This is a genomic window from Pseudomonas sp. PDNC002 (assembly GCF_016919445.1).
GTDB lineage: Bacteria > Pseudomonadota > Gammaproteobacteria > Pseudomonadales > Pseudomonadaceae > Pseudomonas.
Map to the genome: position 1 here is coordinate 2,290,190 of NZ_CP070356.1, position 21,530 is coordinate 2,311,719.

The 21,530-nt window shown below is 65.1% G+C and carries 16 protein-coding genes; 13 read left to right on the top strand and 3 right to left on the bottom strand.

What is annotated here, in order from left to right; genetic code table 11:
- Positions 1-69 precede the first annotated feature (69 nt).
- From JVX91_RS10625 to JVX91_RS10635, 3 genes are all read right to left on the bottom strand, one after another.
- Positions 70-1,635, bottom strand: coding sequence for an ABC transporter substrate-binding protein (locus JVX91_RS10625; RefSeq protein ID WP_240201767.1), 1,566 nt, complete (start codon positions 1,633-1,635; stop codon positions 70-72).
- A gap of 80 nt (positions 1,636-1,715) precedes the next feature.
- Complete coding sequence (locus tag JVX91_RS10630) at positions 1,716-3,317, bottom strand: ABC transporter substrate-binding protein (RefSeq protein WP_205339188.1); 1,602 nt, start codon at positions 3,315-3,317, stop codon at positions 1,716-1,718.
- Between the two features lie 222 nt (positions 3,318-3,539).
- On the bottom strand, positions 3,540-4,256 hold the full coding sequence (locus tag JVX91_RS10635) for an SIMPL domain-containing protein (RefSeq protein WP_205339189.1): 717 nt from the start codon (positions 4,254-4,256) through the stop codon (positions 3,540-3,542).
- A gap of 232 nt (positions 4,257-4,488) precedes the next feature.
- Between JVX91_RS10635 and JVX91_RS10640 the strand changes: the two genes are divergently transcribed.
- The 13 genes from JVX91_RS10640 (at position 4,489) to JVX91_RS10700 (ending at position 21,511) form a co-directional block, all read left to right on the top strand.
- Entirely contained in the window at positions 4,489-5,745 is a 1,257-nt protein-coding gene (locus JVX91_RS10640; RefSeq protein WP_205339190.1) for an ATP-binding protein, read from the top strand.
- Positions 5,746-5,768: 23 nt separating this feature from the next.
- On the top strand, positions 5,769-6,329 hold the full coding sequence (locus JVX91_RS10645; RefSeq protein WP_205339191.1) for a response regulator transcription factor: 561 nt from the start codon (positions 5,769-5,771) through the stop codon (positions 6,327-6,329).
- A gap of 70 nt (positions 6,330-6,399) precedes the next feature.
- A complete protein-coding gene (locus JVX91_RS10650) occupies positions 6,400-8,133 on the top strand; it encodes an ABC transporter ATP-binding protein/permease (RefSeq protein WP_205339192.1) in 1,734 nt (577 codons plus the stop codon).
- 192 nt (positions 8,134-8,325) lie between these two features.
- A complete protein-coding gene (locus tag JVX91_RS10655; protein ID WP_205339193.1) occupies positions 8,326-9,285 on the top strand; it encodes a M23 family metallopeptidase in 960 nt (319 codons plus the stop codon).
- Positions 9,266-9,631, top strand: coding sequence for a hypothetical protein (locus JVX91_RS29005; protein WP_240201723.1), 366 nt, complete (start codon positions 9,266-9,268; stop codon positions 9,629-9,631). The genes JVX91_RS10655 and JVX91_RS29005 overlap by 20 nt, the downstream gene beginning before the upstream one ends.
- An 18-nt stretch (positions 9,632-9,649) precedes the next feature.
- A complete protein-coding gene (locus tag JVX91_RS10665) occupies positions 9,650-10,090 on the top strand; it encodes a polymer-forming cytoskeletal protein (protein WP_205339194.1) in 441 nt (146 codons plus the stop codon).
- A gap of 68 nt (positions 10,091-10,158) precedes the next feature.
- Positions 10,159-11,100 (top strand): AEC family transporter, encoded by a 942-nt coding sequence (locus tag JVX91_RS10670; protein WP_205339195.1) that lies wholly within the window; start codon positions 10,159-10,161, stop codon positions 11,098-11,100.
- Positions 11,101-11,267: 167 nt separating this feature from the next.
- Positions 11,268-12,077, top strand: coding sequence for a DUF2135 domain-containing protein (locus JVX91_RS10675; protein WP_205339196.1), 810 nt, complete (start codon positions 11,268-11,270; stop codon positions 12,075-12,077).
- 38 nt (positions 12,078-12,115) lie between these two features.
- Positions 12,116-13,867 (top strand): DUF2138 family protein, encoded by a 1,752-nt coding sequence (locus tag JVX91_RS10680; RefSeq protein WP_205339197.1) that lies wholly within the window; start codon positions 12,116-12,118, stop codon positions 13,865-13,867.
- Complete coding sequence (locus JVX91_RS10685; protein WP_205339198.1) at positions 13,852-14,496, top strand: DUF1175 family protein; 645 nt, start codon at positions 13,852-13,854, stop codon at positions 14,494-14,496. The genes JVX91_RS10680 and JVX91_RS10685 overlap by 16 nt, the downstream gene beginning before the upstream one ends.
- Positions 14,493-19,046: an alpha-2-macroglobulin gene (locus JVX91_RS10690; protein WP_205339199.1), complete on the top strand. Its 4,554-nt coding sequence runs from the start codon at positions 14,493-14,495 to the stop codon at positions 19,044-19,046. The genes JVX91_RS10685 and JVX91_RS10690 overlap by 4 nt, the downstream gene beginning before the upstream one ends.
- Positions 19,047-20,690 (top strand): DUF2300 domain-containing protein, encoded by a 1,644-nt coding sequence (locus JVX91_RS10695; protein WP_205339200.1) that lies wholly within the window; start codon positions 19,047-19,049, stop codon positions 20,688-20,690.
- A gap of 5 nt (positions 20,691-20,695) precedes the next feature.
- Positions 20,696-21,511, top strand: a complete 816-nt coding sequence (locus JVX91_RS10700) for a DUF2135 domain-containing protein (RefSeq protein WP_205339201.1) — start codon at positions 20,696-20,698, stop codon at positions 21,509-21,511.
- The last annotated feature ends 19 nt before the right edge of the window (positions 21,512-21,530 follow it).

Genomic DNA, 21,530 nt, shown 5'->3' on the forward strand with positions numbered 1-21,530 from the left:
ACCAGGGGGAGAGGATTGGGGTGATGGCAAGCGCGCAGGCGAGAACTCATTGGCTCCTCCAGATGAATCTCAGGGCTTGACTTCAACGCGCGAAAAGTTGTTCGAACCCAGCGGGCTCAGGGTGAATCCACTCACCCCGGGACGCACCACCGCGAACTGTTTCGGATAGGCCAGGGCGATCCACGGCGCCTCGCGCTGGTAGATCGCCAGCGCCTGGCGGTACAGCCCGGCGCGGGTGTCCTGGTCGGTGATGGCGCGGGCCTGGCGCAGCAGTTCGTCGAACTCCGCATTGCACCAGCCGGCCTGGTTCTCGCCGCTCTTGGCGGCGGCGCAGGACAGGTTCGGCGTGAGGAAGTTGTCCGGATCGCCATTGTCGCCGGCCCAGCCCATGAAGATCAGGTCGTGCTCGCCCTGCTTGGCGCGCTTGATCAGCTCGCCCCATTCGAACACGCGGATGTCTGCCTGGATGCCGATCTGCCCTAGGTCGTTCTGCAGCATCTGCGCGCCGATGCCGGGGTTGGGATTGGTCGGCCCGCCGCCCGGCCGCGTCCAGATCGACAGCTTGAGGCCGGGTTTGATGCCGGCTTCCTCCAGCAGTTGTTTCGCCCGCGCCGGATCATGGGGCCAGATCTTGAGCTGCGGATCGGAACCCCACAGCGTCGGCGGGTACGGCGCCACGGCCAGGGTTGCGGCACCTTCGCCGAACTGGGCGCGCAGGTAGGCGTTGCGGTCGAAGGCGAGGTTGATCGCCTGGCGCACGCGCACGTCGTCCAGTGGCTTGTGGCGCGTATTGATGCCGACATACGCGACCAGCAGGGAGTCCAGTTCCTCGATCTTCAGCTTCGGATCCTGGCGTAGAGCGGGCACGTCGGTGGGCTTTGGGTAGACGGCGATCTGGCAGTCGCCGGCCTTGACCTTCTGAATGCGCACGTTCGGATCCGGGGTGATCGCCAACAGCAGGCGCTCGATCTTCGGCTTGCCGCCCCAGTAGTCCGGATTGGCGATGAATCGGACCTGGGCGTCCTTCTGGTAGCGCTGGAAGACAAAGGGCCCGGTGCCGATGGGCAGGTTGTTCAGTTGCTCGGCCTTGCCGGCGGCCAGCAGCAGGTCGCCGTACTCGGCGGAATAGAGGGAGGCGAAGCCCATCGCCAGGTCGGCGAGGAAGGGCGCCTCGGGATGTTTCAGGGTGAAGCGCACATGGTGGTCGTCGAGTTTTTCCACCGCGCTGATCAGGCTGGGCAGGCCCATCGCTTCGGCATAGGGAAAGCCGCGGGGCGCGAGCTTGTTCCACGGATGCTGCGGGTCGAGCTGGCGCTGGAAGCTCCAGAGCACGTCATCGGCGTTGAATTCGCGGGTCGGGGTGAAGTAGTCGGTGCTGTGGAATTTCACACCCTGGCGCAGGGTGAAGGTGTACTGCAGGCCGTCGTCGCTGATCTCCCAGCTTTCGGCCAGGGCGGGCACCACGCGGGTGCTGCCGGCGGCGAACTGGACCAGGCGCTCGAACACCGTCTCGGCGGAGGCGTCGGCGGTGGTGGCGGCGGTGTACTGGGTGATGTCGAAGCCTTCCGGGCTGGCCTCGGTACAGACCACCAGGGATTGGCCGAACGCCGGCGCGCAGCCGAGCAGGCCGAGCAGGCAATAGCGGGCGAGGGTCTTGGGCACGGACTGGACTCGAAAAGAAAAAAGGCCGCCGGTGTGAGCGGCGGCCTCTGGCCTTACTTGCCTACGCTGACGCCGTAGAAGGAGTTCAGCGCGAATGGACTGATCTTGAAGTCCTGCACCGATTTACGCATCGGTTGGTACACGGTGGAGTGGGCGATCGGCGTGATCGGCACCTGCTCCTTGAGGATGTGCTGGGCCTGCTTGTACAGCTCGGTACGCTTGGCCTGGTCCGGGGTGCGCTTGGCATCCTTGATCAGCTTGTCGTACGCCGGGTCGCACCATTTGGAGAAGTTGTTGCCGTCCACGGCGTCGCAGCCGTAGAGGGTGCCCAGCCAGTTGTCCGGGTCACCGTTGTCGCCGCTCCAGCCGATCAGCATGGCATCGTGCTCGCCGCCCTTGGCGCGCTTGATGTACTCGCCCCACTCATAGGTGACGATCTTCGCCTTGATGCCGACCTTGGCCCAGTCGGACTGCAGCATCTCGGCCATCAGCTTGGCGTTGGGGTTATACGGGCGCTGCACCGGCATGGCCCACAGGGTGATCTCGGTGCCTTCGGCGACGCCGGCCTTCTTCAGCAGTTCCTTGGCTTTCTCCGGGTTGTAGCCGGCGTCCTTGATGGTGTCGTCGTAGGACCACTGGGTCGGCGGCATGCCATTCACGGCGAGCTGGCCGGCGCCCTGGTAGACGGCGTCGATGATCGCCTTCTTGTTCACCGCCATGTCCAGCGCCTCGCGCACTTCGAGCTTGTCGAACGGCTTGTGCAGGACGTTGTACGCGATGTAGCCGAGGTTGAAGCCCGGCTGCGACGGCATGTTCAGGTTCGGGTCTTTCTTCAGCGCTTCCAGGTCGGCCGGGCGCGGGAAGAGGGTGATCTGGCACTCGTTGGCCTTGAGCTTCTGCATGCGCACCGAGGCGTCGGTGTTGATGGCGAAGATCAGGTTGTCGATCTTCACCTCGCCCTTGTTCCAGTAGTCCGGGTTGGCCTTGAAGCGGATCATCGCGTCCTTCTGGTAGCGATTGAAAACGAACGGACCGGTGCCGATGGGCTTCTGGTTGATGTCGCTGGCCTTGCCCTGCTTGAGCAACTGGTCGGCGTACTCGGCGGACTGGATCGAGGCGAAGCTCATGGCCAGGTTCTGGATGAACGCGGCGTCGACTTCGTTGAGGGTGAACTTGACGGTCTTGTCGTCGACCTTCTCCACCTTGGCGATGTTCGCGTCCATGCCCATGTCGGTGAAGTAGGGGAATTCGGTCTGGTACGCCTTACGGAACGGATGGTTCTTGTCGAGCATGCGGTTGAAGGTGAACAGCACGTCGTCGGCGTTGAATTCGCGGGTGGGCTTGAAGTAGTCGGTGGTGTGGAACTTCACGCCGGAACGCAGATGGAAGGTATAGGTCTTGCCGTCATCGGAAACGTCCCACTTTTCCGCCAGGCCCGGGATGACCTGGGTGCCGCCGCGCTCGAACTGGGTGAGGCGGTTGAACACGGTTTCCGCCGAGGCATCGAAGTCGGTGCCGGTGGTGTACTGGCCGGGGTCGAAGCCCGCGGGGCTGCCTTCGGAGCAGTAGACCAGGTTGTTGGCGGCGTGGGCGAGCGGGGCGCTGGCGATCAGCCCAGCGGCAATCATGGAGCGGATGACGGCGTTCTTACGCATACGGACCTCTGGTTATTCTGGTTGTCATCGAGGAACAGCCTTGTGGGCTGCGTTGCGTGAAGCTATGCACGGCACATGCCGGGCGCAAGCTGCTGACCGGGATGAGTGTAGAAGTTGTGACGCGGGTGCAAGTGAATGTCGCAATTTCGACAATGGGAACCGGGCGGTCGCGCAGCGGCGCCCCGATTCCCCAGGGCGCCGCGCTGGACGTGGCCGCGAGTGTTACGGCATCTGCACCTCGATGGTACCGTCGGCGCTGACGGTGACCTGGCTGGTGCCGGCCTCGATCTCCTGCGCCGGGGCGCCGCCGTAGCTATCGGCCTTCATCGCCGCCATGCGCATCACCGGCATCGGGCGCGGCGCGCCGGAGGTATTCAGGTTCAGGCTGACCAGCTTGTAACCCTTGCCGCCGAGGGCATCGGTGAGGACCTGGGCGCGTGCCTTGAAGGCGTCCACGGCGCCTTTCATCATTGCATCCTCGTTCTTCGCGCGGGTGGCGTCGGCGATGCTGAAGTCCATGCTGCCCATCTTCAGCTTGCCCAGCAGGTCGGCGGTGAGCTGGGAGAGCGCGGCGAAGTCGGTGCTTTCCAGACGCACTTGCGCGCGTTCGCGCCAGGCGGTGATCTTCTGGCCTTTGTCGTCATACACCGGGTAGCTGTTGCGGCTGCCCAGGCTGACGGTGATGCCCTTGACCTTGCGTGCCTGCTCGACGGCGGCATTCAGCGTGGTGGTGGTCTCGCCGGCGAGCTTGGCCGGGTCGGTGGCTTGCCCTTCGGTGAACAGGGTCACGTGCATCAGATCGTGGGCGACCTCCTGGCTGACTTCGGCGCGCAGCGAGACCTGGTTGTAGCGAGGCTCGTCTGCCAGCGCACCCAGGCTGGTGGCGCACAGGGCGATGGCGGCGGCGATGGCGGTGAAGGGTTTCTTCAGTACAGACATGGATGACTCCTTGCTCCGGAAAGTATGTCCCGGCCACAGCTTAGTAGAGGCAGTGGCGAGGACTGTCAGACCCTTTGACGAGGATTCGTTCCGATCCGGGTCAATGACGGGTGTCACTAATTGTTTCGGCCCGAAGCGGCCAGCAGGGGGATCGCTGGAGTATGCTGTGGCGCTATGCCGCATAAGTTGGAGGGGGCACTTGGCTATACTCGCGCAAATTCCGGAATTCACCATGCGCCCACCGGTTTTCCAGCTTTCCGCCAGTCGTCAGAACCTACTGCATCTGACGCTCATCCGTATCCTCGTTCTAGCCGCCCAGGCAGGTTCGGTCGGGCTCGCCTACAAGGCGCAGCTGATCCAGCTGCCCTGGCTCGCGCTCGGCGTAACCCTCGGTGTCTCCCTCGTGCTCTGCCTCGGCACGGCCCTGCGCCTGCGCGGCCCCTGGCCGGTGACCGAGCTGGAATACGCCGTGCAGCTCGCCTGCGACCTGATCATCCATAGCGTGCTGCTGTATTACTCCGGCGGATCGAGCAATCCCTTCGTCTCCTATTACCTGGTGCCGTTGACCATCGCCGCGGCGACCTTGCCATGGCTCTACACCATCGCCCTGGCCGGCCTCGCGCTGGCCAGCTACACGGTGCTGCTGGTGTGGTTCCACCCGCTGGAGATGGCCGCCGGGCAGCGCGACAACCTGCTGATCTACGGCATGTGGCTGAGCTTCGCACTGGCCGCCGCGCTGATCACCTTCTTCGTCGCCCGCATGTCCGAGTCGTTGCGCCGCCAGGAACAGCTCCAGGCCCAGCGCCGCGAGGAAGGCATGCGTGACCAGCAACTGCTGGCCGTGGCCACCCAGGCCGCCGGCGCCGCCCACGAGCTGGGTACGCCGCTGGCGACCATGAGCGTACTGCTCAAAGAATTGCGCCAGACCAATGCGGACCAGCCCATGTTGCAGGAAGATCTCGCCCTGCTGCAGGAGCAGGTGAAGCTGTGCAAGGACACTCTGCAGCACCTGGTGCGCGCCGCCGAGGCGGATCGTCGCCAGGCGGTGGAAGAGCAGGGGGCCAGCGAGTGGGTCGAGTCCGTCCTGCGCCGCTGGCACCTGATGCGTCCGGAGGCGAGCTATCGCTACCAGACGCTGGGCAAGGGCAAGCCGCCGCGGATGATCCCGCCGACTGACCTGAGCCAGGCGTTGCTCAACCTGCTGAACAATGCGACCGACGCTTGTCCGGACGACCTGGATATCCGTCTGGACTGGGATGCCGGGGAAATCTGCCTGAGCATCCGCGACCAGGGCGCGGGTGTACCGCTGGCGATTGCCGAGCAGCTCGGCAAACCGTTCTTTACCACCAAGGGCAAGGGTTTTGGCCTCGGGCTGTTCCTCAGCCAGGCCAGCGTGACCCGCGCGGGTGGCACGGTGAAGTTGTATAACCATGAAGATGGCGGCACTCTGACCGAGTTGCGTCTGCCCAGAAGCTATGGCGTGGCCTGATTGCCGCGCTGCGAGGAAGTACCATGAGCGAAGAGATCCTGTTCGAAGGCGAAGAGCAGCCCCACCTGCTGCTGGTGGACGATGACGCCACCTTTACCCGCGTCATGGCCCGCGCCATGACCCGTCGCGGGTTGCGGGTGTCGGTCGCCGGCTCCGCCGAGGAAGGCCTGGCCATGGCCAAGGAAGATCTGCCCGATTACGCCGTACTCGACCTGAAGATGGACGGCGACTCCGGCCTGGTGCTGCTGCCCAAGCTGCTCGAACTCGATGCCGAGATGCGCGTGGTGATCCTCACCGGCTACTCCAGCATCGCCACCGCGGTGGAGGCCATCAAGCGTGGCGCCACCAACTACCTGTGCAAACCCGCCGATGCCGACGACGTGCTGACGGCGCTGCTGTCACAGCATGCCAACCTGGATACCCTGGTGCCGGAAAACCCCATGTCGGTGGATCGCCTGCAGTGGGAACATATCCAGCGCGTGCTTGCCGAACATGACGGCAACATCTCCGCGACCGCTCGAGCGCTGGGCATGCACCGGCGCACATTGCAACGTAAGCTGCAGAAGCGCCCGGTGAGGCGTTAAGCGATCGATAACACAAAGGAGCGCCAATGAGCGCTCCTTTTTTATATGTACAGCCGTGCGAGCAGCCCCCATGACCGACAGCGCCGAATACCGGGCCGCGAACGATGCCGTTCGCAGCCGCTTCTTCCACCGAGTCTGGCAACTCACCGCGCCCTACTGGCGCAGCGAAGAAAAGGGCATGGCCTGGCTGCTGCTGATCGTGGTGATCGCCCTGTCGCTGGTGGGTGTTGCCCTGAACGTTTGGCTCAACAGCTGGTACCGGGACTTTTACAACGCCCTGCAGAACAAGGACCTGAAGAGCTTCGTCCATCTAATGCTGATGTTCAGCGGCATCGCCGCGGTGTTCATCCTGACGGCCGTGTACCGGCTTTATCTGACTCAGATGCTGACAATCCGCTGGCGTCGCTGGCTGACCGAACGGCACTTCGGCGCATGGCTGCAACACAAGAACTACTTCCGCATGGAGCAGGGCGGCCATACCGATAACCCTGACCAACGCCTGACCGACGACCTGAAGAGTTTTACCACCACGACCCTCGGCCTGAGCCTTGGCCTGTTGAGCAACGTGGTCAGCCTGGTGTCCTTTTCGGTGATTCTCTGGGGCGTTTCCGGCAGCATCGAGATATTTGGCGTCACTATCCCCGGCTACATGTTCTGGGCTGCTCTGGTCTACGCCTTGGTCGGCAGTTGGCTGACCCACCTGATCGCCCGCCGCCTGATCGGTTTGAATAACCGCCAGCAGCGTTACGAGGCGGACCTGCGTTTCGGCCTGGTGCGGGTGCGCGAGAACGCCGAGAGCATCGCGCTGTACAACGGCGAGGCGAACGAAAACGACAGGCTGATGGCGCGCTTCCGCAATGTCTGGGGCAATTTCTGGGAACTGATGAAAGTGCAGAAGCGCTTGACCTTCTTTTCCGCGGGATACGGTCAGATCGCCACGGTCTTTCCCTTCATCGTCGCTGCGCCTCGCTACTTTGCCGGGCAGATCCAACTGGGCGAACTCATGCAGATCAACTCGGCATTCGGCAACGTACAGTCGGCGATGAGCTGGTTCATCGACGCCTACGCCGAACTCGCCAGCTGGCGCGCCACCTGTGATCGTCTGCTGAGCTTCCGCGCGGCCATGGCCGAGACCTCCCAGGAGTCGGCCAACATCGACGTGCGCAAGAGCGGCGACAGCCTGCACCTGCAGGACCTTGCCCTCAGCCTGGGGAATGGTCGTGAGCTGCTGGCGGCCACCAGCCTGACGGTGAACGCTGGCGAACACGTGCTGATCGGCGGCCCGTCCGGCAGTGGCAAGAGCACGCTGTTGCGCGCCATGAGCGGCCTGTGGCGCTACGGTAGCGGCGTGGTGCAGATGCCCCAGGCGCGCAGCCTGTTCGTCCCGCAGAAGCCCTACCTGCCCATCGGTACCCTGGCGGAAGCGCTCTGCTATCCCGACCCAGGCAACAGCCACGATGCTGAGCGCCTGAAGCACGTGTTGCAGCTATGTCGCCTGGATTCGCTGGTACCGCGCCTGGACGAGGCCGATCACTGGCAACGGGTTCTCTCGCCGGGCGAACAGCAGCGGCTGGCCATTGCCCGCGCGCTGCTCTATGCACCGCAGTGGCTGTTCCTCGATGAGGCAACCTCCGCGCTGGACGAGACCGATGAGGCCGCGCTCTATCAGGTGCTGCTGGAGCAACTGCCCGACACCACCCTCGTCAGCATCGGCCACCGCACCAGCCTGAAACGCTTCCACCCGCGCCAGTTGCGTCTGGAAGAGCATCATTTGCAGGAGATCGAAGCCGTTTTGCCGGCGTAGTGGCAGTTTGATTCACTGGTTAAATGTGATGTCGTTAGTGGGAATCATCTGAAAGCATTCTCATACAGGATGATTTCTTCTTATTTATTTACATTTTTCAGTGTTTAGCCGCTGCGAAAATTTCAATAGCAGGTACCCTGTGCACCCCGGCCGGGCTAGCGGCCGGTTTCGCTACAGATCAACGGTACTGCTATGAAGTCCCTTTCACCGTCACGGCAAGCACTGACTCGCTCGGACCTGCGCCTGGTCGACCCCCGTCGACTCGTGCTCGCTGCCGTCTGCGTGTCGCTGCTGCTGGCCGCTCTGGCGTTCGCCGGCGGTGTGTGGATCGGTCGCTGGCAGACTGCTCCCGCCGTGCAGCCGCCGGAGGCACAAGCCGATGCCACCGCTGCCGATGACTCGGAGGAGCGCTTCACCGCAGAGCGCGTAGGAGAGCTGGCCGGCCGCCTGCAGGTCCTGGAAAAGGACGCGGAATATCTGCTCAAGGCGGTGGACAGCCAGCAGGAGATTACCCGCAAGGTCAGCCAGGTCGATCCCGCGCTGATTCCCAAGGCCAGGCCCGCACACTCCGATGGAGAGGGCGGGATACTGCTGCCGCCGCGCGGATGCAGCGGCACGCCGGCCCGCGACCTGCTGCAGAGCGAGCAATCCATCGTCTGTTTGCGCCGCGTCTTCGATCAACTGATGGATCAGGTCGCCCGGCGCAATGCCGATTTCATGGCAATCCCCGCGCGCCGTCCGCTGGAACAGGCACGGCTGGGTTCGCCGTTCGGCAATCGTGTCGATCCGTTCAATCGCCGCCTGGCGTTCCACTCCGGTCAGGATTTTTCCGCACCGGTCGGCACGCCGATCCATGCGGCGGCGGGCGGTCGGGTCATCACAGCCGGCCCGCATACGTCGTACGGCAACCTGGTCGAGATCGACCACGGCAATGGGCTGGTCACGCGGTATGCCCATGCCTCGAAAATCTTCGTGAAGGTCGGCGACGTCGTATTGCCCGAGCAGAAGATCGCCGCCGTCGGCTCCACGGGGCGCTCCACCGGGGCGCACCTGCATTTCGAAGTGTTGCTCAAGGGGGAGTTCGTCGATCCGCAGAACTTCCTTTCGCTGGGCGGGATGGAAATAGACAGCGATGGCATGGCTTCGGACTAGACGACTCGACACGCGCCAACTGCTGCACGCCGAGCATCGCCCGCATGTGCCTCGTGGTTACGCCGGGTTGGTGTGGGGCGCGCTGCTGGTCGCGATCCTGGCGAGCGGCTTCGCGGGCTGGTACTGGATGCGCCAGGGCGACCAACACCAGGCGCAGCAGCGCATCGCCGAACTGGAAGCGCGCAACCAGGAATTGACCGAGGCCCTGGAACGCGAGCGGCTGCAGGTGAACGAGGAGAAGGCGAACCGCGATCAGTTGATGCGCCGCATCGACGCGATGTCCGCCCAGATCAAGCAATTGAAGACGGAGCAGGCGTTCTATCGCCAGCAGAAACCCGGGAAATAGGCCGTCGGAGGAGAAGTCATGTTCAGCAACAGCAAGAAAAAGGGCCCACAGGTATCGGTGGACAAGTTCTCCAGCCTACTGTCGGGCAACGTCGCCCTGGTCGGTGACGTGCAGTTCGAGGACGGCCTGAAGATTCTTGGCACCGTGAAGGGCAACGTCAACCACAAGCCCGGCGCTGCGAGCCTGCTGGCACTCAGTGCGGAAGGGCGCATCGAGGGCAACGTGAGCAGCTACGACGCGCTGATCGACGGCACCATCATCGGCGACCTGTATGTCGAGCACCTGCTGGAACTGCACTCCAATGCGCGGGTCATCGGCAACATCCAGTATCGCCAGCTGAGCATGGAAAATGGCGCCACCGTCGACGGCAAGCTGACCCGCCTGGCGGATGGCGAGGCGCCGAAACCGCTGGAATTGCCGGCACCGGTCAGGAGCGAAACGGCCGACGCGGAGGCCTGATCCGTCCTCGGCGGAGGGTACATAGCTTGCTATGATTTCGCGCTTCGCCGCCCTGATGTCGTCCTCCCATGCTCGCACTCCTGCTCCAGACCCTCAGCATCACCGCACCGGTCTTCGCCATGCTGTTTCTGGGAGTGCTGCTGCGCCGCGTCGGGGCGATCAACCCGGAGTTCATCAAGACCGCGTCGGCCCTGGTGTTCAACGCCACCATGCCGGCGATGCTATTCCTCGGCATCTACCATTCCGACCTGCACAGCGCGGCACGTCCTGAGGTCCTCCTGTTCTTCTGCGTGGCGACCCTGGCGGGCTTCCTGCTGGCCTGGGGCTGGGCGGCGTGGCGGGTCCCGCGCGAGGAGCGCGGCGTCTACGTGCAGGGCTCGTTCCGCGGCAACAACGGCATCATCGGCCTGGCGCTGGCCACCAGCCTCTATGGCGACCATGGCCTGGCCCTGGGCTCGGTGCTCGCCGCCCTGGTGATCCTTTGCTACAACACGCTCTCGTCGGTGGTGTTGGCGATCTACAGCCCGAGCATGAAATCCGATCCGCTGAGCATCGCCAGGAATGTCATCAGCAACCCACTGATCATCAGCGTGCTGGCCGCGCTGCCTTTCTCCTGGTTCGCCATCGGCCTGCCCGCCTGGCTGCTGACCTCCGCCGACTACTTTGCCCAGATGACCCTGCCGCTGGCGCTGGTGTGCATCGGGGGAACGCTGTCCCTGGCTTCGCTGAGGGAAAGCGGCGGCCTGGCCCTCAGCGCGAGCCTGATGAAGATGGTGTGGTTGCCCCTGGTCTGTACCTCCGCGGCCTGGATGCTGGGTTTTCGCGGCGCCGAGTTGGGCATCCTCTTCCTCTATTTCGCCAGCCCCACGGCGGCGGCCAGCTATGTGATGGCCCGCGCCGCCAACGGCAACCACGAGCTGGCGGCATCGATCATCGTCATCACCACGCTGGTGGCGGCAGTGACGACCAACGTCGGCATTTTCGTCCTGCAATGGGGCGGCTGGATGTGACCTGATCGGGGCGATCTGCTTCCAATAAGGGTGAGTTAATGGCTACCGGGTTTGTAGGATATTTCTGAAAGATCGTCCTGTATCCCAACGCTGAGCGAAGGCCGTTCCGCGTACCGACAAGACCGGTTACATTTGGCTCCCCCGCATTGCAGGATCAAGGAATGTTCATGCAGCCCACGCGCCGGATTATTCGTGCCGCACTCTATCTGTCAGCCAGTTTCCTGGCTGCGACGGTGGCTGCCGAACCGGGTGCGGAGCTCACCAGTCCCAGCGCTGGCTGGCGTTACTCGGGGCTCAACGATGATCCCAGCATTCCCCGCGTGGCCTATCCCACCCCGCCCATCGATCGTGGCGGGGTCCGTGGCCGCAGCCTGATCGAAGGCCACCTGCGCGAAGTGGCCGGCGTGGACCGCGCCCAGCGCCTGGTCGTCAATGGCAATCCCCTGCCGCTTTATACCGATGCTGAAGGCAAGTTCGTCCGTCCGTACAACTTCGGCGCCGGCAGCAACAGCGTCGAAGTCGCCAGCGCCGAGGGCAAGTCCCTCAAGCGCATCCAGTTCTACGAGGCCAACAACAGCCGGATACCGCCGCGTATCCGCTTGGTGCTGGGCTGGAACGATCCCAAGGCCGAACTCGATCTGCATATCGTCACCCCGGATGGCCAACATGCCTTCTGGGCCAATCCGCGCCTGAGCAACGGCGGCGGCCTCGACCCGGACGGCGTCGACGGTCCCGGTCCGGAAATGTTCACCATGGCGGCTCCGCTGCATGGCACTTACCTGGTCTATGTCAATTACTGGGGCAACCTGAACAGTCAGGGTTACAACTTCCAGGCCGGTAGCAACGAGCAGGACGTGATCACCGCCGAGATCAACCTGGTGTTCAACGAAAATACCGTCAACGAGAAGCGCGAGACCTTCGTGGTGCCCATGCGCACCATCGGTGATCTGGTGCTGGTGAAGACCTTCAATTACTGAATTCGCCCCTCGCAGGGATGACACGGGACAAGCGATCCATGAGCGACAACACCCCCTCCAGCAGCCAAGACAGCATCCCCACGCCGCCTGCCGCCCAGCCTCCACGCCGCGGCCCGCTGATCGCAATCGGTGTAGTGGCCGCCGCGCTGGTCGCTGGCGGCCTGGCCCTGGCGTTCGGCCTGATTCCCGCGTTCCATTCGGCGCCGGTGGGCTCCCTTGAGGCGCCGGAGAATCCGGACGTCGTGCGTGACCTGAAACGCCCGGATGCACTGATCGAAAGCGCCTCCCTCAGCCAGTTGCCCAAGGCCGTGCTGGAAGTACCGCTGCTGCGCGACGTGCTCACCGAGGACTTCGTCTTCTACTACGAGAACAACGCCGACCGCCTGGGCCTGACCGGCACCCTGCGACGCATCGTCTACGAGCACGACCTGACGCTGAAGGACAGCGTGATCGAGGAACTGCTCGACCAGCCGGCCCAGGTAGCCCTGTGGCGCGGCGCCGATGGCCGTCTGCGCGACTTCATGGTGGTGCTCAAGCGTGGCGGGCTGGCCAAGGTACTGGAGCCGCTGGCCAAGGTCGCGGCTGATGACACCCAGTTGAAGAAGGTCTCGGAGATTCAGGTGAAGGGCAGTGCCACGCCTGTCTACAGCCTGCGCTACGGCGCCGAGAAGACACTGCTGTTCGTTTCCCGTGGCGACCAGATGCTGGTGCTGTCGAACCCGAAGATGCTCTTCCCCAACCCGGACTACGACAAGCTGGGCGAGCCCGATGCGGCCATCGCCAAGGACCTGGGAACCGCGCTGGAAGGCGAACCGCTGTTCGCCAAGGACTTCGCCCTGGAGCCGCGCGGTGAGCTGAAGCAGCGCATCACCCTGGGTGCCGGTGTGCTCGCCATGGGCTACCAACGCTTCATCCCGACGTTTGCCGGTGTGCGCTTCGAACAGGGAAAGGACGGCTGGCACAGCTACCTGGCGCTCAATGAAGTGGCGCGCCAGCCGGACCTGGACTTTACCCCCGTCTGGCAGGCCATGCCCATGGGCGCCAGCGCCTGCGTTGCGCTGCCGGTCACGCCGGGCCTGTACGACAACATGCTGGTGAAGCTGGGGGCCGAGCAGAAGATGGCCGCGGCCTTCTCCGAGCATCTCTCCGGTGCTGCCGGCCTCTGCTGGTACCCGGATTCGCGCCTGCATTCGCCGCTGCTCGCGGTGAAGCTCGACGCCCCGGCTAGCCCTGAGCTGGACGAGCAACTGGGCAAGCTGTTCGGCAGCATGATCGGTGCTTACGAGGCCAATGTGGAGGCGGGTGCCTTCGAGGTGGAAAGCCGCGCCGAGGGTGACGGCCGCCTGTGGCAGCGCCAGGTCAGCTCGCGTTTCGGCCAGTACCCGGCCAGCGAGGCGGAGAACCCGGACCAGGTCAGCGGCAATGGTTTCTTCCGCGTCAGCCTGCTGCGCGATGGCAACACGCTGCTGTTCTCCATCGACGACAAGTTGCTGGACAAGGCCCGCAACACCCTGGCCAAGCGCTACCCGCCGCTGGCCGATGTGCTGCCCACGGACGCCCTGGTGCCCGCCTACCTGGCGCCCAAGACGCTGTCCGAACTCCTCAAGCGTGAAACCCTCGACAGCCTGCCTCAGGACATCGAGCCGGTGTTCCGCAACGCCGCCGACACGCTGCTCCTGCCGCGCCTGAAGACCCTCGCCGGCAACGGCTCCTACGCCCTGACCCTGCCGGCCGGCAGCGAGCCGAGCGGCGAATGGGAGTGGCTGCCGCTGGAATGGAAGGCGCTGTGATTCGAGCTCCCCTCACGCTGCTCGCCGGTCTGCTTGTCGCCACGCTGGCGCACGCGACGGAGCCTGCGCTGGACTCGCAGCAGACCCAGGTGTTTCGCGCCTGGTTCGTGCGCATCGCCGAGGAGCAGTTGCGCCGCGGGCCGAACCCGCGCTGGTACCAGCAGGACTGCGCGGGGCTGGTGCGCTTCGCCGCCAACGAGGCGCTGAAGGTCCACGACGCCAAGTGGCTGCGCGCCAACGGCATGTCCAACCGCTATCTGCCGCCGGAGCTGGAATTGTCCGACGCGCAGCGCAACCTCGCACAGACCTGGCAGCAGGGCGGCGGCAAGACCGGCCCCTACGTCAACGCGATCAAACTCATTCAATACAACAGCCAGCTCGTCGGCCGCGACCTCAACCAGGCGCGCCCCGGCGATCTGATGTTCTTCGACCAGGGCGATGACCAGCATCTGATGATCTGGATGGGCCGCGACATCGCTTATCACACCGGCACTCGTACGGCGACCGACAACGGCATGCGCTCGGTCAGCCTGCAACAACTCATGACATGGAAGGACACCCGATGGATACCCGACGAATCCAATCCCAACTTTATCGGCGTCTATCGCTTGTCCTTCCTGACCCGATGAACGCGCTGCGCGGCGTGGCCGCTGCCCTGGCCTGCGTCGGCCTGTTCGCCGCCGCCCCCGCGCTTGTGCAGGCGGACGACGACGTCCCGGCGAGCGGCTACACGCCCATGGCCGGCGAGTCGTTCTTCCTGCTCGCCGACTCCAGCTTCGCTTCCGACGAGGTGGCCAAGGTGCGCCTGGAAGCGCCGGGCCGCGACTACCGTCGCTATCGCATGGAGCCCTACGGCGGCGCGGACATCCGCGTCTACCGCATCGACCAGCCGCTGGACTTCCTCAAGCGCCAGAAGAACCTGCACCGCGTGCTGTCCGAAGGGCAGTTCAAGGGCGAAGGCCTGTCCAACACCCTGGCCTACCTGTGGGACAACTGGTACCGCAAGTCGCGTCGGGTGATGCAGCGGACCTTCTCCTACGAGTCGCGCCAGCAGGTCACCGAAGTGGTGCCCGAACTGAAGATGGGCAATGCCATGCGCGCGCCCACCCCGTACGACGCCCAGCCGCAGTACGCGCCGATTCCCGGCCTGCCGATGGTCAGCCAGTTCCGCTACCCGCTGTGGGACGCCAAGCCGATCCAGCCGCCGAAAGAAGTCACCCTGGCCGGCTCCTCCAGCGAGTTCATCAACGTCGCTCCCGGCAACGTCTACGTGCCGCTGGGCAAGCTGAAGCCCGGCCTCTATCTGGTCGAAGCGCTGGTCGGTAAATACCGCGCCACCACCGTGGTGTTCGTCTCCAACAGCGTTGCGGTGAGCAAGATCGCCGGCAACGAGCTGCTGGTCTGGACCGCGCGCAAGCATGAGGGCACGCCGGTTGCCGGCGCCAAGGTACTGTGGACCGATGGCCTGGGCGTGATGAGCAGCGGCAGCAGCGATGCCGATGGCCTGTTGCGCCTGCAGCACGTCAGCCCCGAGCGCTCCTTCGTGATCGGCGAGGACGAGGAGGGCGGTGTCTTCGTCTCCGAGAACTTCTATTACGACAGCGAAATCTACGACACCAAGCTCTACGCCTTCACTGACCGCCCGCTGTACCGTCCGGGCGACTGGGTATCGCTGAAGATCGTCGGCCGTGAGTTCAAGAACTCCCGTGAGTCGCAGGCTCCGCAAGCTGCCCCGCTGCGCCTGTCGGTGATCGACGCCGCCGGCACCACGCTGCAGACGCTGGACCTGAAATACGACGCCAAGAGTGGCACCAACGGCCGCTTCCAACTGCCGGCCAACGCCGTGGCCGGCGGCTACGAGCTGCGCTTCGACTACCGCGACCAGACCTACAGCAGCGCCTTCCGCGTCGCCGAGTACATCAAGCCGCACTTCGAGATTTCCCTTGATCTCGCCAAGCCGGACTTCAAGACCGGCGAGCCGGTGAAGGGCAACCTGATCCTGCTCTACCCGGACGGCAAGCCGGTGGCCAACGCACGCCTGGAACTGAGCCTGCGCGCCCAGCAGCTGTCCATGGTGGACAACGAACTACAGTACCTCGGTCAGTTCCCCGTGGAGCTGTCCAGCGCGCAGATCACCACCGATGCCCAGGGCCGCGCCGCGCTGGACCTGCCGGCGGCGGAGAGGCCCAGCCGCTACATGCTCACCGTGTTCGCCAGCGATGGCGCCGCGTACCGCGTGAAGACCAGCAAGGAAATCCTCATCGAGCGCGGCGCCGCGCGCTACCGCGTGAGTGCGCCGCAGCGCTTCAGCGCCGCCGGTGACAAGGTCGAGTTCAGCTACGCCGCAGAACAGCAGACGCCGATCCAGCCGACCGCCTACCGCTGGCTGCGCCTGGAAGACCGCAGCAGCGGCGATGGCGCGGTGGCCGACGGCAAGTTCGCCATCACCTTCGACAAGCCCGGCACCTACAGCGTCGAGCTGCGCGACAAGGCCGGCCAACTGCTCGGCGGCACTGGCCATTCGGTCAGCGGCGACGGTGTGAAGGCCGTACCGGGCACCGTGGAAATCGTCCTCGACAAGGCCGAGTACAAGGCCGGTGAAGAAGCGCTGGCGCTGATCACCTTCCCCGAGCCGGTGGACGATGCGCTGCTCTCGCTGGAGCGCGACAAGGTCGAGGCCACCGCGCTGCTGTCCAAGGGCGGCGACTGGCTGAAGCTGGAGAAGCTCAACCCGACCCAGTACCGCGCGCGCATTCCGGTGAAGGCCGAGTTCTCGCCGAACCTGACCTTCTCCGTGCTCTACACCCGCAGCGGCGACTACAGCTTCCAGAACGCCGGCATCAAGGTCGCGGTGCCGCAGGTGGAGATCGCCGTCAGCACCGACAAGGAGCGCTACGAGCCGGGCGAGACGGTCACTGTCAACCTCGACACCACCTATGCCGGCAAGCCCGTTTCCAGCCACCTCACCGTGAGCGTGGTGGACGAGATGATCTACGCACTGCAGCCGGAGATCGCCCCGGGCATCGACCAGTTCTTCTACCACCCGCGCCGCAACAACGTGCGCACCAGCGCCAGCCTGTCGTTCATCAGCTACGACGTCGCCTTGCCGGGTACACCCAGTGCCCCCGGCCGCGCCAACCGCAGCGAGCGCGGCGTGAAGGTACTGGAGCGCCCGCGCCGCGAGGAAGTCGACACCGCCGCCTGGGAGCCGGAGCTGGTCTCCGACGCCAACGGCAAGGCCCAGTTCAAGTTCCGCATGCCCGATTCCCTGACCCGCTGGCGCATCACCGCCCGTGCCATGGATGACGAGGGGCAGGTCGGCCAGAAGAAGCAGTTCATCCGCTCCGAGAAGCCGCTGTACCTGAAGTGGAGCGGCCCGAAACGCTTCCGCACCGGCGATGCGCCGGACCTTGGTCTGTTCGTCTTCAACCAGGGCGAACAGGACACCAAGGCTGAACTGCTGATCCGCGCCAATGGCGAAGAGAAGACCCAGGCGCTGGAACTCAAGCGCGGCGTCAACTACATCGCCCTGCCGCAACAGCCGTTGAATGATGGTGACTGGAGCGTGGAACTGCGCCAGGACGGACAGGTTCGCGATAGCCTCGGCGTCCACTTCAGCCTGGTGGCCGATAGCTGGCAGGTGCTGCAGTCCAAACCGCTGCAGGTCAGCGCGCAGAACACCCCGCTGCAACTGCCGGCGGATGCCCGCGACGTGAGCCTGCGCCTGGATGACAGCGCCCAGGCATTGCTGCGCGGCAACCTCGATTCGCTGCTGAATTATCCGTGGGGTGGTGTCGAGCAGACCGCCAGCCAGTTGCTGCCTCTGAGCGTCGCCTACCCGATGCTGGCCAATGGCGAACCGCGTGTGCGTGACCGCCTGCGCCTGATCATGCAGACCAGCCGCCTGCGCCTGGTGCAGATGGCCGGCCCGGATGCCTACTTCACCTGGTGGGGCGGCGAAGACAACGACGCTTTCCTCACCGCCTACGCCTACTACGCCGACTGGCACGCCAGCCGTGCGCTGGAAATCCAGTTGCCGCCGGACCACTGGCAGCGCGTGCTGGAGCTGTACTCCGCGCGTGCCAGCGCGACTCCCCTGTTGCAGCGCGCGCTGATCCTGGCGTTCGCCCGCGACATGCAGTTGCCGGTACAGACCCTGGTCAGCGGCCTGCTCGCCGACCTGGAGAACGCAGGCAACGGCGAGGCAGCGAAGTCCGTCAACGACTTCGACAGCGACGACAGCCTGGTCATGGGCCGCCCGGACTCCGAGCTGGGTCTGGCGGTGGCCCGTGTGCTGACGGCCAGCCTGGCCGAGCAGAACAAGGTCGCGCTGCCGTCGGGCTTCGCCAAGCAACTGGATGGCGCACGCCTGAAATTGAACACCAGCGACCAGCCGTTCGCTCGTGCCGTACAGCTGTACAGCGGTACCGTGGATGCCAGCCGTGCCCGCGCACTGCTGCTGAGTCTGGCTCCGCAACAGTCGACCGTTGAACGCGCCCTGGCGCTGACCTGGATGCAGCGCGCCGTGGCCGAGGCCCCGGCGGCCGAACTGCCCAAGCCGGCGGCAGAGTGGAAAGAAGGCCGCAGCACCACCGGCGATGCCTTCTGGCAATGGCAGGGCAACGGCGTTCCGGCACAACTGGACCTGAGTGCCGCGCCGTCGCGTCCGCTCAACGCCTCCGTGACCTTCCGCAGCGCCGAAGCGCCGGCCAGCCAACTGCCGGTGACCATCAAGCGCCGCCTGCTGCGCCTGGTGCCGGGTGATGACGCCTTCGCCTTCAAGGCCGAGGAACTGGGCGACAAGCCGCTGTCCAGCGACGAGCTGTACCTGGACGAAGTGACCCTGACCACCGATCAGGCGCAAGCCCTGCGCTACGGCATGCTGGAAGTGCCGCTGCCGCCGGGCGCTGATGTCGAGCGCACTACCTGGGGCCTGCAGATCAGCGGCCTGGGTGGCGTCGAGGCGACCAGCCTGGAACGCGCGCGCAACGAGCCGGGTGACCTGTTCTACGGCGTGCCGGTGGATACCCTGGGTGGCGAGCTGCGCTTCCGCCATCTGGTCCGCTTCTCGCAGAAAGGCGAATTCGTCCTGCCGCCGGCGCGCTACCAGCGGCTCTATGCGCCGCAGGAACAGGCGCTGGAGCAGCAGCCGGCCCTGGCGAAGATCAAGGTCCAGTAAATGCGTGTGCGCCTTGCCGGGCTGATCCTGCTGTTGCCGCTGTGCGCCCAGGCGGCGCCCGGCTCGCAGGAGCAGGCGCAACTGGCCTGGCGCACCGCACAGGGTGACGAACTGCTGCGTCTCGGGCCGCAGCAGGTGCTCGACCGTCAACCGCTGCCAGCGGACCAGAAGACGCCGTTGGGCAGCCTGTGGAAGCTCTTCGTCTATGCCTGGCTGAACGATACCGGCCAGCAGGAGCCGGCCTATCAATGCCGAGGCGAGAGCAAGGAAGAGGTCTACTGCTGCGCTGCGGGGCAGAGCATCGGGCGTGATGCCGCGCTGGTGAAGTCCTGCGGCCTGTACTTCCAGCCGCAGCGCCTGGGAATCGACGACGCCGTCTGGCAGCAGTATTGGCAGGCGCGCCATGCGCCGGCCTGGATCACGCAACTCGACCATCTAACGCCGCAGACCGAAGTGCCGGTCGAAGAACTGCTCGATCAACTTCAACACCTGCCCGCCCAGGAGCAGGCACAGAAGGTGCTGCTGGACGTCAGCCTCGCCGCCGATGACGGCCGTGCCCCGGCCGCGTTGGGTGGCCGCCTGCGGGTAAAGACCTGGAGTTGGGACGAGAACGGCAAGCGCGAAGGCGGCTTTGCCGGCTGGCTGGTGGACGGTACGCCGCTCTGGGCGCGCGGTCCGGGCACCAGCAAGACGGTCCTGGCGAAGTACGGCAATGCCATTGGTGCTGCGCTGCCCGCGCCCTGGCCGCGTGATCCGGGGCGCTGCGTGGAAGTCAGCCTGTTCAGTCGCTATCCGTTGAAGGAGGTCTACGACGCGCGCAATCAACTTGCCGCCGAAGGCTTGCTGGAGGGTCGGCAGAATGTGCTGTTCGCCAACGGGGTTCGCCTCGATGTGAACAGCAGCGGCGATCTGTTCCTCGAGCGCGGCGCCCAGGGGCCGCGTCTGACCGCGCGCCTGTCCCGCGAGGAATATGTGGCGCGGGTGCTGGATCGCGAGGCCTCCGTTACGCCCGCGGAAGCGGCCAAGGCGCTGGCGGTGACCATCCGCACCTACCTGTTGCAGAACGGCGCTCCGCGCGGCGACTGCCTGAGCATCGACGACAGTAGCCAGCGCCAGCGCGTGGCGCCGCGCCCGGCCAGTGACGCGGCGCGAGGCATCGCCGCCTGGACCGCCGATCTGGTATTGGCCGGTGGCACTGTCACCTATCACTCTGACGAGGCGGGGCAGTCGAAACTGTCCTGGCGCGATGCCCAGGACCAGGCCGCCAAGGGCCTGCGCTACGATGCGATCCTCGCTCGTGCATTCCCGCGTACCAGCCTCAGCCGCTGGAGCAACCCGATCGCCGCCTGCCAGCCCCTGCCGGAGGCCGAGCGCTGGCTCAAGGCGCAGCGCCGCGACTGGCGGCCACGCCTGGAAAGCGAGCCGGGCTATGAAGAGTTGCAGTCCTTCGCGGTATGCCGCCTGAGCAGCGGCCGGCCCTACGTCGATCGCGAACGCCAGCGCATCTACGTGCGCGGCCTGTACTCCCAGCAGGACCGTCTCGACCTGGCTCATGAATACCTGCACCTGGCTTTCCAGGCGCACCCCAATGGACAAGACGAGGGCTACGTGGAAAGCCTGGCCCGTCGCCTGATACTGGAATGATCGCCATGAAATTCGCCCATGTGCTCCGCCTGTCCCTGCTCGCCAGCCTGATTCCGTTGGCTGCGCAGGCCGCTGAATCGCCGATCAGCCTGGACACGCCGCTGGGTGGCTGGCGCGCGGGCGATGGCGACAAGGCCGACTTCCGGCAGACGGTGAACTACCCGGCGTCTTCGGTGAACTCGCGGGAGGACCAGTCCGATACCGCGCGTATCCGTGGAGAAATCCGTGGGCTGCCCAAGGACAGCAAGGAGCCGGCACGTCTGGTGGTCAACGGCGTAGCCATGCCGATGCGGGTCGAAAACGATGGCAGGTTCGACCGCCCCTTCGCATTCCCGGCGGGGTCCAACAGCGTCGAAGTCATCAGCCCGGACGGCCAGCAGCGCAAGCGCGTGCAGTTTTATCACGGCGGCGGTGGCGGCGAGGTGGCGGCCAAGCTGCGGGTCATGCTGTCCTGGGATTCGGACAACACCGACCTCGACCTGCACCTGGTGACGCCCGATGGCGGGCACGTCTGGTACGGCAACCGCTCGCTGCCCAACGGCGCGGCCCAGGACGTCGACGTGACCACCGGCTATGGTCCGGAGATCATCGCCAGCCCGACGCCGCTCAAGGGCCAGTACCTGGTCTACGTGAACTACTACGGCGGGGGTTGGAGTGAGGATGACAGCTCCGGTGACGTCAACGCAGCCAAGCCGCTGACCACGGCACAGGTGACGATCGTCACGGAGGAAGGGACAGTGAACGAGAAGCAGGAGTCCTTCCTGATCCCGATGCGCCAGCCGGGCGAGCTGACGCTGGTGAAGCGGTTCAGTTATCCATAACGGCGGGGTTAAAGTTCTC

Excerpts from the sequence above, each read along its gene's own strand:
- JVX91_RS10630 (WP_205339188.1), bottom strand. The coding sequence starts at position 3,317 with ATGCGTAAGAACGCCGTCATCCGCTCCATGATTGCCGCTGGGCTGATC.
- JVX91_RS10635 (WP_205339189.1), bottom strand. The coding sequence starts at position 4,256 with ATGTCTGTACTGAAGAAACCCTTCACCGCCATCGCCGCCGCCATCGCC.
- JVX91_RS10640 (WP_205339190.1), top strand. The coding sequence starts at position 4,489 with ATGCGCCCACCGGTTTTCCAGCTTTCCGCCAGTCGTCAGAACCTACTG.
- JVX91_RS10645 (WP_205339191.1), top strand. The coding sequence starts at position 5,769 with ATGAGCGAAGAGATCCTGTTCGAAGGCGAAGAGCAGCCCCACCTGCTG.
- JVX91_RS10650 (WP_205339192.1), top strand. The coding sequence starts at position 6,400 with ATGACCGACAGCGCCGAATACCGGGCCGCGAACGATGCCGTTCGCAGC.
- JVX91_RS10655 (WP_205339193.1), top strand. The coding sequence starts at position 8,326 with ATGAAGTCCCTTTCACCGTCACGGCAAGCACTGACTCGCTCGGACCTG.
- JVX91_RS29005 (WP_240201723.1), top strand. The coding sequence starts at position 9,266 with ATGGCATGGCTTCGGACTAGACGACTCGACACGCGCCAACTGCTGCAC.
- JVX91_RS10665 (WP_205339194.1), top strand. The coding sequence starts at position 9,650 with ATGTTCAGCAACAGCAAGAAAAAGGGCCCACAGGTATCGGTGGACAAG.
- JVX91_RS10670 (WP_205339195.1), top strand. The coding sequence starts at position 10,159 with ATGCTCGCACTCCTGCTCCAGACCCTCAGCATCACCGCACCGGTCTTC.
- JVX91_RS10675 (WP_205339196.1), top strand. The coding sequence starts at position 11,268 with ATGCAGCCCACGCGCCGGATTATTCGTGCCGCACTCTATCTGTCAGCC.
- JVX91_RS10680 (WP_205339197.1), top strand. The coding sequence starts at position 12,116 with ATGAGCGACAACACCCCCTCCAGCAGCCAAGACAGCATCCCCACGCCG.
- JVX91_RS10685 (WP_205339198.1), top strand. The coding sequence starts at position 13,852 with ATGGAAGGCGCTGTGATTCGAGCTCCCCTCACGCTGCTCGCCGGTCTG.
- JVX91_RS10690 (WP_205339199.1), top strand. The coding sequence starts at position 14,493 with ATGAACGCGCTGCGCGGCGTGGCCGCTGCCCTGGCCTGCGTCGGCCTG.
- JVX91_RS10695 (WP_205339200.1), top strand. The coding sequence starts at position 19,047 with ATGCGTGTGCGCCTTGCCGGGCTGATCCTGCTGTTGCCGCTGTGCGCC.
- JVX91_RS10700 (WP_205339201.1), top strand. The coding sequence starts at position 20,696 with ATGAAATTCGCCCATGTGCTCCGCCTGTCCCTGCTCGCCAGCCTGATT.